This is a genomic window from Achromobacter sp. LC458 (assembly GCF_001005835.2).
Lineage (GTDB): Bacteria > Pseudomonadota > Gammaproteobacteria > Burkholderiales > Burkholderiaceae_B > Achromobacter > Achromobacter spanius_B.
Genome location: NZ_LBHW02000004.1, coordinates 59,122 through 73,133, shown reverse-complemented (window position 1 = coordinate 73,133; position 14,012 = coordinate 59,122). Strand labels below are relative to the sequence as shown.

Sequence of the window (14,012 nt, the reverse complement as noted above, 5' to 3'; positions counted from 1 at the left end):
GCCCCGGCAACGGACATCAAGGGGAAATCATGTCTATCGCCATCGGCGCCGATTCCGGCCGGCAGCATCTGCATTCATCGACGATGCGTCGGCGCGTCATTGCCGGCACCACCATCGGCAACGCGCTGGAGTTCTTCGACTTCACCGTTTTCACGTTCCTGATGCTGGTCATCGGGCCGCTGTTCTTTCCGGCTGCCTCTGGCTACGGCCAGTTGCTGTTGACCACAGCCACCTTCGGCGTGGGCTTCCTGATGCGGCCCGTGGGCGGCATGCTGATCGGGTCGTACGCCGACCGCCACGGCCGCCGCGCCGCCATGACGCTGACGCTGTGGCTGATGGGGCTGGGTTGCGCGCTGATCGCCGCCGCGCCCACCTATGCGCAGATGGGCGTGGCCGGGCCGGTGCTGATGGTGCTGGCGCGGCTGATCCAGGGTTTTGCCGCCGGTGGCGAGGTGGGCGCGTCCACCACCTTGCTGGTGGAACACGCGCCGGCCAACCAGCGCGGCTTTTATTCCAGCTGGCAGTTCGGCAGCCAGTCGCTGGGCGTGATGCTGGGCGCGCTGACGGTGGCGCTCTTGACCGCCACGCTTAGCCCCGAACAGATGCAGGCGTGGGGCTGGCGCGTGCCGTTCGTCATCGGCATCCTGACCGTACCGGTGGGCGCCTACATCCGCCGCAACCTCGAAGAAACGCTGGAGGCGCCGGAATCGTCGCCGGGGAATCACGCCCGCCAGGCGGTGCAGGCGGGGCATACCACCCCCGCCGCGCATTCCCCGGCCAGGGCGGCCGACTCGCGCCTCACCCCGGCGGCCTCCACCGCGCCGTCCCATCAACCGCTGCGCCGCGTGTTCACCGAGCACAAGGCGCTGGTCGTCAAGGGCATCCTGCTTGTCATCGGCGGCATGGTGTGCGCGCAGATCATCGGCTTTTACATGCCCGCCTACGCCAACAAGCAGCTGGGCCTGCCCGCCACGTCCACGCTGTTTGCCAGCGTGGTGCTGGGCGCCATCGGCTTTTTGATCGCCCCGTTTGTCGGCATGCTGGCGGATCGCGTGGGGCGCAAGAAGGTCATCTTCTGGTCGCGCGCCGCCACGGTGTGCGCTTTGCTTCCGTGCTTTGAATGGCTGGTGTCCGCGCCCAGCACGGCGCGGCTGATGACGGTGATTGCGCTGCTGGCCGTGTTGCTGGCCTTGCAGACCGCGCCCGTCATCACGATGCTGCCCGAGCTGTTTCCCAAGGCCGTGCGCACCACCGGCATGTCCGTCGTGTATGGTCTGGGCATCTCGGTCTTTGGCGGCTTTGCGCAGTTCTTCGTGACCTGGCTGCTGCATGTCACCGGCAACCCCATGGCGCCCGCCTGGTATTTGATGGTGACCGTCACGCTTTCCACCGTGGTGCTGTTCTGGATTCAGGACCGCACCGGCCATGCAATCGACACTCAGGAGGCATGATGCCCAGCAGTACAAGCTACTTTCCCCGCAGCTACGCCGAATCGCGCGAGCGCTTTGTGGCGGATGCCGAGCGCCTGGGCGCGTCCGTCGCGTCCTACCCGATCGAGGCGGTGGGAAGCGAGGGCGAAGCCTTGGCCACCGACGTTGCGCTGATCGGCGCGCCCGACGCCAAGCGCCTGTTGATCATGACGTCCGCCACGCATGGCGTCGAAGGCTTTTGCGGGGCGGGCTGCCAGTTCTCGCTGATGGACGACGCGCCGATGCTCAAGCGCGCGCGCCAGGCGGGCGTGGCCTTGCTGCTGGTGCACGCGGTAAACCCGTACGGGTATTCGTGGATGGCGCGTACCGACGAAGGCAACGTCGACTTGAATCGCAATGCGCAGCCCTTTGACGGCGCGCCGCTGCCGGTCAACGCCGGCTACGGCGCGCTGCATCCGCTGCTGCTGCCCACGCAATGGCCGCCGTCCGACGACAACCAGCGCGACCTGGCGCGTTACGTCGCCGAACATGGGCAGGCCGCCTTTGCGCAAGCCGTGTCGCGTGGCCAGTACACGCACCCCGACGGCTTGTTCTACGGCGGCGCGGCGCCGGCGGCCTCGCTATCCAACCTGCGCCGCATCCTGCAAACGCATGCCAGCCCCTATGCACATATTGGTTGGATCGATGTGCACACCGGCCTGGGGCCGCGCGGCCATGGCGAAAAAATCTACGCCGGCCGCCGCGATGACGCCGAAGTGGCGCGGGCGCGGCAGTGGTGGGGCCTGGACATTGCCGTGCCGTTTCAGGGGACATCGGCTTCCGTGGACATCACGGGTCATCTGGCCAGCTTGATCTATCAGGCCTGCCCGCAGTCGTCGCCCACGCTGATGGCGCTGGAATACGGGACGGTGCCCTTTGACGACATCGTGCTGGCGCTGCGCGGGCGCAACTGGCTGCGCGCCAACCCGGATGCCCCGGCCGCGCTGCGCCGCGACATCCTGCAAGCCACGCAGGACGCGTTCTATTGCCACGCCTATGACTGGCACGGCATGGTGCTGGGGCAAAGCCGCGTGGCGGTGCTGCAAGCGCTGTGCGGGCTGGAGGCGGCGCGCTGAGGCGCTGACACGCCGGTGCGCCGATGCGCCGGTGCGCCGGTGCGCCGCTGCGCCGCTGCGCCAGCGCATGACGGACGGTGCCGAGGCCTCGGCACCGTCATTCTCATTGAAACCCCGGGTTGCACCTGCCCCTGTTTTCACACCGAGACGGGTTGCACCTGCTCGCGCCGCGCGCGTCGGGAATTACCCGCGTCGATGCGGCGTCGGGCGCGCAATGTTGGGTAATCCCTAGTTGAACGGCGCAGCAACCCATCGATATGCTTCGGTTAACCGAGAGAACCGAAGAGTTCCATGCGGAGGAGTTTTAAACCGAGCCGGCACCTCGCTGACAAGGAAACAGGATTTGCATAGCGCGCCTCCTTTGAACTCGGCCGTCACGGCCGCCCGGGTCAAGCCCATACGCGTGATCCCCTGGGCAACGTGGCTGCATCGAGTTTTCGTCGTACTGATGTATGCGTTCATGCTCTGCCCCATCGTGCTGGTGGTCTGGCTGAGCTTTTTCAAGGACGCCATTCTCTACTTCCCCCCGTCCGGCTACACGCTGTCCTGGTACGTCAAGGCCTGGGAAAATCCCGCGTTCGCCAACGGCTTCCTGTTCAGCCTGCAAGTGTCCCTGGTGGCCGCCGCCATCGGCGTGGTGATGGGCGTGCTGGCCGCGGTCGGCATTGCGCGCTACCGCTTCCAGGGCAGCAAGGGCATCAACACCTTGCTGCTGTCGCCGCTGCTGATCCCCGGCATCGTGGCGGGCGTGGGCATCTACCTGTTCTATCTGCGCGCCGAGGAAATGCTGGACCAGGACATCATCGGCACCTTCGGCGGCCTGGTCATCGCGCACGTCTGCCTGACGATTCCGTGGACGGTGCGCCTGGTCACCGCCGGCATGGCGGGGCTGGATGGCTCCATCGAGGAAGCGGCGCGCAACCTGGGCGCCAGCGCGCCCAAGGCCTTCATGCGCGTGACCCTGCCCATGCTGCGCCCGTCCATCGTGGCGGCGGCGCTATTCAGCTTCGTGGTGTCGTTTGAAAACCTGGAGCTGTCGCTATCGCTGGTGGGCCCGGGGCGCACCACGTTGCCGATCGCCATCATGCAGTACCTGGAATTCAATCTGGACCCGACCATTGCTTCGGTGGCTTCGGTGCAAATCCTGCTGTTGGGCATCATCATGCTTGTGACCGACCGCTATGTGAAACTCAGTCAGGTGGTGTAAGAAATGGCGAAGGTCTCAATCGAGAATATCCGCAAGCAGTTCGGCGCGGCGGTGGCGGTGTCCGACTTTTCCCTGGAGATCGCCGAAGGCGAACTCGTCACGTTCCTGGGGCCCAGCGGCTGCGGCAAGACCACCACGCTGCGCATGATTGCCGGCTTCATTACGCCGACGGCCGGACGCATCCGCATCGGCGATACCGACGTCACCCGTTTGCCCGTGCACAAGCGCGATACCGGCATGGTGTTCCAGCGCTACGCGCTGTTTCCCCACATGACGGTGGCCGAAAATGTGGCCTTCGGGCTGGAGATGCACAAGGTGCCCAAGGCCGACCGCGACGCCAAGATCCGCCGCGTGCTGGACATGGTGCGCATGACGGAATTGCGCGACCGCTATCCGCGCCAATTGTCGGGCGGACAGCAGCAGCGCGTGGCGATTGCGCGCGCGCTGGCTATCGAACCCAAGGTGTTTCTGCTGGACGAGCCGCTGTCCAACCTGGATGCCAAGCTGCGGCTGGAAGTGCGCGAGGAAATTCGATCGTTGCAGCAGCGCTTGGGCCTGACCACGGTATTCGTCACGCACGATCAGGAAGAGGCGCTGGCCATTGCCGACCGCATGGCCATCATGCATGACGGCATCGTGCAGCAGGTGGGCGCGCCCGCCACGCTGTACGAGCGTCCGGCGAATCTTTTCGTGGCCGACTTCCTGGGCAAGATGAACGTGTTCACGGGGCGCGGCCAGGCCGACAACCAGTTCCATACCGATGCAGGCCAGCGCATCGCTACGCCGGACGGCGCGGGTGCCACGCATGTGGGCGTGCGGCCCGAGCGGGTGCGCCTGGCCGAGCAGCCCCTGGGCGGCAACGCGCTGGCGGGCGTGGTGGAATCTTCGCTGTACCTGGGGTCGGTGCTGGAAGTGCGCGTGCAGCTGGAAGGCGGCAACCGCATGATCAGCCAGATCGTCAATGGCGGCGCAGGCCGCGCGCAACCGGCAACCGGCTCGCGCGTGTACGCGTGCTTCGAGCCGGAAGACTGCGTGGCCTTCACGCAATAGGAGCCGCCATGACGACCGCAACCGTAGACGGCCGGCCCAGCCGCTGGCTAGGGGCCGGGCTGGCCTTTCCCGCATCGCTGGTGGTGCTGGTGATCATCCTGGTGCCCATCCTGCAACTGGCCCGCTACAGCTTCAACCATTTCGATCCGGCGGAGCTGATGCAAACCGCCTTCACCTTCGAAAACTACGCCAAGTTCTTTGGCGACCCTTACTACCGCGACATCTTCTTCACCACCTTGTGGGTGGCGGCACTGTGCACGGTGCTGGCCCTGGTGCTGGGCTTTCCCGTGGCGTATTTTCTGGCGCGCACGCAAAGCCGGTACAAAAGCCTGTTTGTGATTCTGCTGGTGTTTCCGCTGATGGTGGGCAACGTGGTGCGCGCGGCCGGCTGGATGGTGGCGCTGGGCAACGCCGGCGTGGTCAATGCGGTGTTGCAGGGCCTGGGCGTGATCGACAAGCCCATCACGCTGATGTACACGCCCACGGCGGTGGTCATCGGCACCACGGCCGTGGTCATGCCGTACCTGATCCTGACATTGCAAAGCGTGCTCGAAGGCATGGACCTGTCCGTGGAAGAGGCGGCGCGCAATGTCGGCGCCAACTTCTTCACGACGTTTCGCCGCATCGTGTTGCCGATTGCCGCGCCGGGCGTGGCGGCGGGCACGATGCTGGTCTTTATTCTTTGCATGAACGCCTACGCCACGCCCGTGCTGCTGGGCGGCTCGGGCCTGACGATGATGGCGCCCGCGCTGTACGACCAGATCACCCGCGCATCGAACTGGCCGTTTGGCGCCGCGCTGGCCGTCATCCTGGTCTGCGGCACGCTGGTCATCGCACTGATATCGAACTGGCTGATCCATCGGCGCTACATCAAGACCATGGCGTCTTGAGCCCGAATCACAACAAGGAAATTTCATGGCATCCGTATTGTTCAAGAACGCGAACCTGCTTGATCCCTTGCAGGCCGAATTGCTGGAAGGCCACCATGTGCTGGTCGAGGACGGCGTCATCAAGGAAGTGTCGGACAAGCCCATCACCAGCGCCTCGGCGCAGGTGATCGACGCGGCTGGCCGCACGCTGATGCCCGGCCTGATCGACCTGCACGTGCACGTGCTGGCCACGCAGTTGAACCTGAGCACGCAGGGCGTGCTGCCCGATGCGCTGGTGATGATGCGCGCGGTGCCCATCATGGCGGCGATGCTGCGCCGCGGCTTCACCACCGTGCGCGATGCGGGCGGCGCGGGCTGGGGCCTGAAGTGCGCCGTCAACGAAGGCACGGTCAAGGGGCCGCGCCTGTTCATCTCGGGCCGCGCCATCAGCCAGACGGGCGGCCACGGCGACCCGCGCCCGCGTTCGGACCATCTGCGCCCCATGAGCTTTTGCGGCTGCTGCTTTCGGGCGGGCGACATCGGCCGTGTGGCCGACGGCATCGACGACGTGCGCAAGGCCGTGCGCCAGGAACTTCAGATGGGCGCGGACCAGATCAAGATGATGGCCTCGGGTGGCGTCGCATCGCCCACCGACCCGATTGCGTCCTTCGGTTATTCGGAAGAAGAAATCCGCGTCATCGTCGACGAAGCCGCCAGCCGCCAGACGTATGTGATGGCGCATTCCTACACCGCTGATGCCATCGAACGCGCCGTGCGCAACGGCGTGCGCACCATCGAGCACGGCAACCTGGTGGATGAGCGCGTGGCGCGCTTCATGGCCGAGAAGGGTGCCTTCGTGGTGCCCACGCTGGTGACCTACGAAGCGCTGGCCAACGAAGGCGCCGACTATGGCCTGCCGGCGGACTCGGTCGCCAAGATTGCCACCGTGCGCACCGCCGGCCTGCACTCGCTGGAAATCTACAAGAAAGCGGGCGTGAAAATCGGCTATGGCTCGGATCTGCTGGGCCCCTCGCAACGCCTGCAAAGCGACGAATTCCGTATCCGCAACGAAGTGCTTTCCACCCAGGAAGTGATTCAGTGCGCCACCACCACGGCAGCCGAAGTGTTGAACCAGGTGGGCCAGCTTGGCCGCATCCAGCCGGGCGCGCTGGCCGATGTGCTGCTGGTGGACGGCAACCCGTATCGGGACTTGTCCTGCCTGTTGGGGCAGGGCGAGCACATCGCGCTCATCATGAAGGGCGGCGAAATCGAACACAACGGACTGGGGGTGTAAGCGCCATGAGCGATCCCACGTTTTCGCAATCGGAAGTCGGCGAAGAATCCCGCGACGTCAACGCGGCCAAGGGCTGGCATCCGCCTTCGGCGCCGGTGTCGCGCGACCGTGGCCTGGGGCCGTTTCCCCGGCTGATCCTGCGCGGCGCAACCATCATCGACGGCACCGGCGCGCCGCCCTGGGGGCCGGTCGACATCGTGATCGAAAACGACCGCATCACTGCGCTGGTCAACGTGGGCACGCCGCACAAGGCTATCGACCCCAAGCGCCGCCCGGGGCCGGGCGACCACGAAATCGATTGCCACGGCAAGTTCGTCACGCCTGGCTTTGTGGACGCACACGCGCACATCGGCACGCCGTATCACGCCATGAGCGGCATCGTTCCGCCCGCCGACTACATCTACAAGCTGTGGCTGGCGCATGGCGTGACCACGGTGCGCGAAATGGGCGCGATGGGCGGGCTGGGCTGGACGATGGAGCAGCGCGAACTGTCCGCCGCCAACAAGATCGCCGCGCCGCGCATGGTGGTGCACAGCGTGTTTCCCGCCGTGAACGACCGCGTCAAAACCATCCACACGCCCGAGCAGGGCCGCGAATGGGTGCGCAAGCTGGCCGCGCGCGGTGCGGACGGCATCAAGTTCTTTGGCGCGCCGCCCGCCATCATGGAAGCCGCGCTGGACGAAGCCGCGCAACTGGGCCTGCGCTCGGGTTGCCACCACGCGCAGATGGCCGTGACCCGTGTGAACGCATTGAAGTCCGCGCGCTGGGGGCTGACCAGTTCCGAACACTATTACGGCCTGCCCGAAGCGCTGTTCGAAGACCGCGTCGTGCAGTCGTTTCCCACGGACTACAACTACAGCGACGAGTACTACCGCTTTGCCGTCGCCGGCCAGACGTTCATGCAGGCCGCGCAGCCGGGCTCGGCCAAATGGCGCCAGGTGATGGACCAGTTCCTGGAGCTTGGCCACACCTTCGTGCCGACCTTCAATATCTACGACGCCAACCGCGACCTGATGCGCGCGCGTCGCGCGGACTGGCACGACGACTACACCTGGAAGGCAGTGTGGAAGTACTTCCAGCCGCAGCGCGGCGGGCATGGCGCCTACTGGTATCGCTGGAGCACCACCAACGAAATCGAGTGGAAGCAGAACTACCGGCTGTGGATGCAGTTCATCAACGAATACAAGAACCTGGGCGGTCGGGTGTGCGCGGGCAGCGATTCCGGCTTCATCTTCCAGATCTACGGCTTTGGCTTCGTGCGCGAACTGGAACTGCTTCAGGAAGCCGGCTTTCATCCCATTGAAGTGCTGCGCGCCGCCACCTCGCAAAGCGCCGCGTTGCTGGGCATCGATGACGACACCGGGTCGATCGATGTGCAAAAGCGCGCCGACCTGCTGATCCACGATCAAAATCCGCTGACCGATTTCAAGCTGCTGTTCGGCACCGGCGCCATGCGCCTGAACGACGAGACGGCCAAGGTCGAATGGCAGCGCTGCCTGCGCACCACCATCAAATCCGGCGTGGTGTACGACACCGCCGAACTGCTGGCCGACGTGCGCAAGATGGTCAAGGACAGCTGGGCGGAAGACGTGGATGGCGAACGCCCGCCGTTTGGCGGCGCGCCGTCGGGTTCGCCTTGCGACAGCGCGGGCGAGGCAGGCTGACATGGCCGTCGACCTGTTCCTGTTGTGCGGTTTCCTGGGCAGCGGCAAGACCACGCTGCTGGTGGATTACCTGCGCGATCCGGCGTCCCGCGACACCGGCGTCATCGTCAACGAGGCAGGTGAAATCGGCGTGGACGGCGCCATCGTTGCAAACGACAGCGACAACGTGCCGATGACGCTGATGGCCAATGGCTGCGTGTGTTGCTCGTTGCGCAGCGACCTGGTCTATACCTTGTCGGCGTTGCTGGACGCGCCGCGCCCCGAGGGCGAAGGCCCGTTGCAACGCGTGATCCTGGAATGCAGCGGGCTGTCGCGGCCCGGCCCGATCATCGCGTCGCTGGCCGACCCGGAACTGGCCAGCCGGGGCTTGCGGCTGACGGTGGTGTGCACCGACGATTGCGCGCGCGACCCGGATGCGTTGGCCGAGATGGATGAGGCCATGGCGCAGTTTGGCGCCGCGCACCGCATCGTGCTGACCAAGACCGATCTGTTGCCGGCATCCGAGCTTGCCGGCCGCGCCGCGCGCGCCGCCGCGCTGAACCCGCTGGCCGATGTCATTGCCAACCCCGACCGCCGGAGCGCCGTGCAAGCCGCCTTTGCGCTGTCGCAAGGCGTCGCCGACTTGGCCGGGCTGGCCGCGCGCATGCTGATCGCGTGCGGCGCCGGCGCCAATGCCGCGCACCCGCGCATCCGCGTGATGGCAGCGCGTGCGCGGGACGGCATGAGCTGGACCGATTTTTCCGAATGGCTGGATAACCTGGCCGGCTTGTGCGGCGAACGGCTCTTGCGGCTCAAGGCCGTAGTGCGCGTGACGGAATGCGCCGAGCCCATCCTGATCCAGTCGGTAGGCACGACCTTCAGTGCGCCGCAACGGCTGACGCGTCAGCCCGATGCACGCGATGCCATCATCGTCATCGCGCGCGACATCGACGCGGCCGAAATCCAGGCGCTGGCACCCGATGCGCCGGTCCAGATGCTGGTCTGACCGGTTTGAAAACCCAAGGCGCGCGGGCGGGCACAGCCGCTTGCGCGCCACCGTAGCAAGTCGTCAGTTCCCCTTCGATACGAGGTTGTTATGCAAGAGAAAAACCTGACTCGCCGTGGCTTCATCAAGACCGCCTCGGGCCTGGCCCTGGCCCCCGCGTTGGGCTGGGTGCCCGGCATGGCGCACGCCGCCGAAAAAGACCTGGTCGTGGGCACGTGGGGCGGCGATTACCAAAACCTGCTTCAGCAGATCATCAACCCCATCGTCGACAAGCAAGGCGTGAAGGTGGTGTACGACACGGGCAACGCCGTGGGCCGCGTGACCAAGTTGCGCGCGGAAAAGAATTCGCGGCGCGGCAGCATGGACGTGGCCCTGCTAGGCGAAGTCGATATGTATGACGCCGAACGTTCCGGCACGCTGGAGCCCATCGACGTCAAGAAGCTGCCCAACCTGGCGCACGCGATTGCCGCGCTGAAAACGCCGTATTCGATTCCGCACATCTTCAGCGCGATGACGCTGGTGTACAACACCGAAAAATTCCCGACGCCGCCGGACTCGCTGCAAGTGCTGCTGGACCCGAAGTGGAAAGGGCAGGTGGGTTTCTCGGACATTCTGTACCTGTACAACTCGGTCTTCGTCGGCCTGGGCGCGGGTGGGGACACCAAGACGTTTGACGGCGGCAAGCGCTTCCTGGCCAAGCTCAAGCCCAATGCGCCGCGCATCTATCCGTCCAACGAGGCGGTGGCGTCCGCATTCAAGTCCGGCGAAATCGCCATCGCATGCATGTGGAAGGCGCGCGCATTGCAGTGGAAGGACAGCGGCCTGCCGCTGGGTTTCGTGATCCCGAAGGAAGGCTCGGTGCCGGTGTCGTTCGAAGCGGGCGTGGCCAAGAACAGCCGCAACAAGGACGCGGCGTGGGAATACCTGAACGCCATGCTGGACCCGCAAGGCCAGATCGGTTTCGCCGAAAAAATGGGCTACGCGCCCACGGTGACCAACGCGACACTGCCCGAGAACCTGAAGCGCGTCGGCTTCACCGATGCCGAAGTCAAGCTGCTGCACGCGTACGATTTGAAGGGCCTGACCGAACGCAAGGCCGACATCCTGGAATTCTGGAACAAGGAATTCAAGGCGGGTTGATGGGGCGGATGATGTGGCGGCGGGGCCGGGCGCCCGGCCCGCCCGTCGCCGCGCTTGCCGCAATCATCCCCGCCGCGCCGCCTCGATCCGGGCGACGTCGATCTTGCCCATCGTCATCATCGCTTCGAACACGCGCTTGGCGGCGGCGCGGTCCGCGCCCGTGTAGGCCTCGGTCAACACACGCGGCGTGATCTGCCAGGACAAGCCCCACTTGTCCTTGCACCAGCCGCACTCGCTTTCCCGCCCGCCGTTGCCGACGATGGCATTCCAATAGCGGTCGGTTTCTTCCTGGTCGTCGGTCGCCACCTGAAACGAAAACGACTCGTTGTGCTGAAACGCCGGCCCGCCATTCAGGCCCAGGCACGGGATGCCCATCACGGTGAACTGCACGGTCAGCACTTCGCCTTCCTTGCCTGACGGGTAGTCGGACGGCGCATGATGCACCGCGTCCACCGAGCTATCGGGAAACGTCTGCGCATAGAACCGCGCCGCCTCCAGCGCGGTGCCGTCGAACCAAAGGCAAATGGTGTTCTTGGGAATCATCGGGAGTCTCCTGGTGGGATGAGAACCCGTTGACGCCTGGCGTCCGAACAACCGGCGCGCATCGCGTGCAGGGTCTCGTGATGTCGAGAATACTCTGTGTTTTCGCGCAAAGGTCCAGGAGGCGCTCGTCGATACGCGTCCAGCGGTTTCCCACCAGGAGGTGATGGCCGAGGCGCGTGCCTTGATCGGCAAAAAGAAGCATCGTGCCGGTTCTTGAATGGCGCCAGACGGCTCGCGAAGACCTGCTGGCGATTGTTGAATACATTTCGGACGACAGCCCGGCGGCTGCGCTTCGCTTGCTTGATGAGATTGAGCAGAAGGGCGCCAAGTTGCGCCGGCGTCCACGGCTTTATCGCGTGGGGCGGGTCGCGGGAACCAGGGAGATGGTGGTCAAGCCCCAAAACTTCATCGCGTTGATTCTGAAATGTTATATCATTCGTCCGCCGTTTGTAATGATATAACATCCGAGAGAACGTAGATGAAAGGCAAGAAGCTGGGGTTCAAGAAGGCAGGCCGGGTGGCAGCGAAGGCGCGCGGGCCGCGTCGGGGAAGCCTGAAACCGTTGGTGTGTTCGTTGATGCTGATCGCGCCGGTGGCGCAGGCCGAGAGCGATGCGGACGTCAACCGCGCCAAGACGTTGGCGCCCATTACCGTGTCGGCCAATCCACTGGGTCTGGACCTGAACAGCACCACGCTGCCGGCGTCCGTGCTGGAAGGCGACGCATTGATTGAGCAGCGCACCGGTACGCTGGGCGAAACGCTGAAGAACCTGCCCGGCGTGAACAGCGACACATTTGGCGGGGGCGCCAGCCGCCCGGTGATTCGCGGCCAGACCGCGCCGCGCGTGAAGGTGCTGTCCGATGGGTCCGAAGTGATGGACGCATCCAGCATTTCGCCGGATCACGCCGTCACCGTGGAACCGCTGCTGGCCGAGCGCATTGAAGTGCTGCGCGGGCCGGCCACCTTGCTGTACGGCGGTGGTGCGATTGGCGGCGTGGTCAACGTGGTCGACAAAAAAGTGCCGACCGCCGTGCCGGAAAAGGGCGTCGAGGCCGAAGCGGAACTGCGCGGCGCAACCGGCACGAAGGAACGTGCGGGCGCCGTCGGCATCACCGCGGGCGAGGGCCAGTTTGCCGTGCGCGTCGAAGGGATGAAGCGCCGCACCAGCGACTACGACGTGCCCGACTGGCCGGGCGGCAAGCTGGAAGGCTCGTACAGCGAATCCGCGCAAGGCTCCGTCGGCATGTCGTGGATTACGCCGCGCGGCTACGTCGGCCTGGCGTTCACGCATCTGGAAAGCAAGTACGGCTTGCCCGGCCACAACCATGAATACGAAGGCTGCCACCCCCACGGCACGCATTTGCATTGTGGCGGACACGACGATCACGACCACGAAGAAGAAGGCCACGACCACGACCACGATCACGAACATGGCGGCGTGCCGTACGTGAAGCTGCGCAGCAACCGCCTGGACCTGCGCGCCGAATACCAGGACCCCTTCGCCGGCTTCGAGAAAATCCGTGTGCGCGGTGGCTTGACGGACTATCAGCACGACGAGATCGAAGGCGGCGAAGTCGGCACGCGTTTCAAGAACAAGGGCTATGACCTGCGCGTGGAATTGCAGCACAAGCCCATCGCCGGCTGGCGTGGAGTGATTGGCATGCAGAACGCGTATAGCGACTTCAGCGCAGAGGGCGAAGAAGCCTTCCTGCCCCGCAGCCGCACGCGATCAAACGGTTTGTTCGTGCTTGAGGAATACCAGCTGAACGACTGGCGCTTCGAAGTGGGCGCGCGGCAGGACTGGCAACGCATTTCGCCCGAAGGCGGCGCGCCGCGCAGCAGCCTGTCCGGCACGTCGTTGTCAGCCGCCGCCATCTGGGACTTTGCGCCGCAGTATTCCGTGGCACTGTCCTTGTCCCGTTCGCAACGCTTGCCCAACGCGCAAGAGCTGTACGCCGATGGCGTGCACCTTGCCACTAATACGTATGAACTGGGCAACGCGGACCTGGGGCGCGAAACGTCCCACAACATCGACCTGACGTTGCGCAAGCATGCCGGCGACACCACGTTTTCCGCCAGCGTGTTCCACAACCGCGTGAAGAACTATATCTATGCCAACACGCTGGACCGCTACGAAGACTTTCGCCTGATCGAATACACGCAACGCGACGCGGAATTTACCGGCGTGGAAGGCGAGCTGCGGCACCAGTTCACGCCTGTGTTCTCGGCCGCCGTTTTCGGCGACTACGTGCGCGGCAAGCTGACGGGCGGCGACGGCAACCTGCCGCGCATTCCGGCGGCACGCGCCGGCGTGCGCGGCAACGTGAAGTGGCAACAGTGGTCGGGCGGCGTGGAATACGCGCGCGTGTTCTCGCAGAAGGACATCGCGTCGTACGAAGACAGCACGCCGGGCTACAACATGGTCAACGCCGTAGTGGCCTATCGCGGCCGCTATGGCGACACGGGCTACGAAGTCTATGTGCGCGGCACCAACCTCTTGAACAAGCTGGCCTACAACCACGCGTCGTTCATTTCCTCGGTGGCGCCGCTGCCGGGTCGCAGTGTGATGCTGGGCGTGCGCATGACGTATTGATGCAGTGCGGCACACCACGCGGGGATCGCGCGCATCACTTCGCGTGGTTCCCGCGTGCAAATCGATTGCACGAAACCGGCCGGCGGTGTGCTAAGTTGCCGGAATTCCCGTTCGGAATTCCC

At 65.1% G+C, this 14,012-nt stretch carries 13 protein-coding genes; 12 read left to right on the top strand and 1 reads right to left on the bottom strand.

Annotated elements, in window-relative coordinates:
• The first annotated feature begins 29 nt into the window (after window positions 1-29).
• From YH64_RS04920 to YH64_RS04880, 9 genes are all read left to right on the top strand, one after another.
• The gene (locus tag YH64_RS04920; protein ID WP_046803213.1) at window positions 30-1,451 is read left to right on the top strand and encodes an MFS transporter; all 1,422 of its coding nucleotides are present in this window, start codon (window positions 30-32) and stop codon (window positions 1,449-1,451) included.
• A complete protein-coding gene (locus tag YH64_RS04915) occupies window positions 1,448-2,545 on the top strand; it encodes a M14 family metallopeptidase (protein WP_082134355.1) in 1,098 nt (365 codons plus the stop codon). The genes YH64_RS04920 and YH64_RS04915 overlap by 4 nt, the downstream gene beginning before the upstream one ends.
• Before the next feature lie 343 nt (window positions 2,546-2,888).
• Complete coding sequence (locus tag YH64_RS04910; protein WP_046803215.1) at window positions 2,889-3,752, top strand: ABC transporter permease; 864 nt, start codon at window positions 2,889-2,891, stop codon at window positions 3,750-3,752.
• Window positions 3,753-3,755: 3 nt separating this feature from the next.
• Window positions 3,756-4,802 carry an ABC transporter ATP-binding protein gene (locus YH64_RS04905; RefSeq protein WP_046803216.1) on the top strand — a complete coding sequence of 349 codons (1,047 nt, stop codon included), beginning with the start codon at window positions 3,756-3,758 and terminating at the stop codon, window positions 4,800-4,802.
• Between the two features lie 8 nt (window positions 4,803-4,810).
• Window positions 4,811-5,692 carry an ABC transporter permease gene (locus tag YH64_RS04900; RefSeq protein ID WP_046803217.1) on the top strand — a complete coding sequence of 294 codons (882 nt, stop codon included), beginning with the start codon at window positions 4,811-4,813 and terminating at the stop codon, window positions 5,690-5,692.
• A gap of 25 nt (window positions 5,693-5,717) precedes the next feature.
• On the top strand, window positions 5,718-6,965 hold the full coding sequence (locus tag YH64_RS04895) for an amidohydrolase family protein (RefSeq protein WP_046803218.1): 1,248 nt from the start codon (window positions 5,718-5,720) through the stop codon (window positions 6,963-6,965).
• 5 nt (window positions 6,966-6,970) lie between these two features.
• Entirely contained in the window at window positions 6,971-8,629 is a 1,659-nt protein-coding gene (locus tag YH64_RS04890) for an amidohydrolase family protein (RefSeq protein ID WP_046803219.1), read from the top strand.
• A 1-nt stretch (window position 8,630) separates the two neighbouring features.
• Window positions 8,631-9,614 carry a GTP-binding protein gene (locus YH64_RS04885; protein ID WP_046803220.1) on the top strand — a complete coding sequence of 328 codons (984 nt, stop codon included), beginning with the start codon at window positions 8,631-8,633 and terminating at the stop codon, window positions 9,612-9,614.
• 90 nt (window positions 9,615-9,704) lie between these two features.
• The gene (locus YH64_RS04880) at window positions 9,705-10,754 is read left to right on the top strand and encodes an ABC transporter substrate-binding protein (RefSeq protein ID WP_046803221.1); all 1,050 of its coding nucleotides are present in this window, start codon (window positions 9,705-9,707) and stop codon (window positions 10,752-10,754) included.
• A gap of 63 nt (window positions 10,755-10,817) precedes the next feature.
• Here the strand turns inward: YH64_RS04880 and YH64_RS04875 are convergent, their stop codons facing one another.
• Window positions 10,818-11,297, bottom strand: coding sequence for a VOC family protein (locus YH64_RS04875; protein WP_046803222.1), 480 nt, complete (start codon window positions 11,295-11,297; stop codon window positions 10,818-10,820).
• 94 nt (window positions 11,298-11,391) lie between these two features.
• On the opposite strand from YH64_RS04875, the gene YH64_RS30740 reads away from it, so the two are divergent.
• The 3 genes from YH64_RS30740 to YH64_RS04865 all read left to right on the top strand — a co-directional run bounded on the left by YH64_RS30740 (window position 11,392) and on the right by YH64_RS04865 (window position 13,890).
• Window positions 11,392-11,514, top strand: a complete 123-nt coding sequence (locus YH64_RS30740; protein WP_370512725.1) for a hypothetical protein — start codon at window positions 11,392-11,394, stop codon at window positions 11,512-11,514.
• Window positions 11,501-11,758 carry a type II toxin-antitoxin system RelE/ParE family toxin gene (locus YH64_RS04870; protein ID WP_046803223.1) on the top strand — a complete coding sequence of 86 codons (258 nt, stop codon included), beginning with the start codon at window positions 11,501-11,503 and terminating at the stop codon, window positions 11,756-11,758. Before YH64_RS30740 ends, YH64_RS04870 begins: the two co-directional genes overlap by 14 nt.
• A gap of 116 nt (window positions 11,759-11,874) precedes the next feature.
• Complete coding sequence (locus YH64_RS04865) at window positions 11,875-13,890, top strand: TonB-dependent receptor domain-containing protein (RefSeq protein WP_240434183.1); 2,016 nt, start codon at window positions 11,875-11,877, stop codon at window positions 13,888-13,890.
• Window positions 13,891-14,012: the final 122 nt, after the last annotated feature.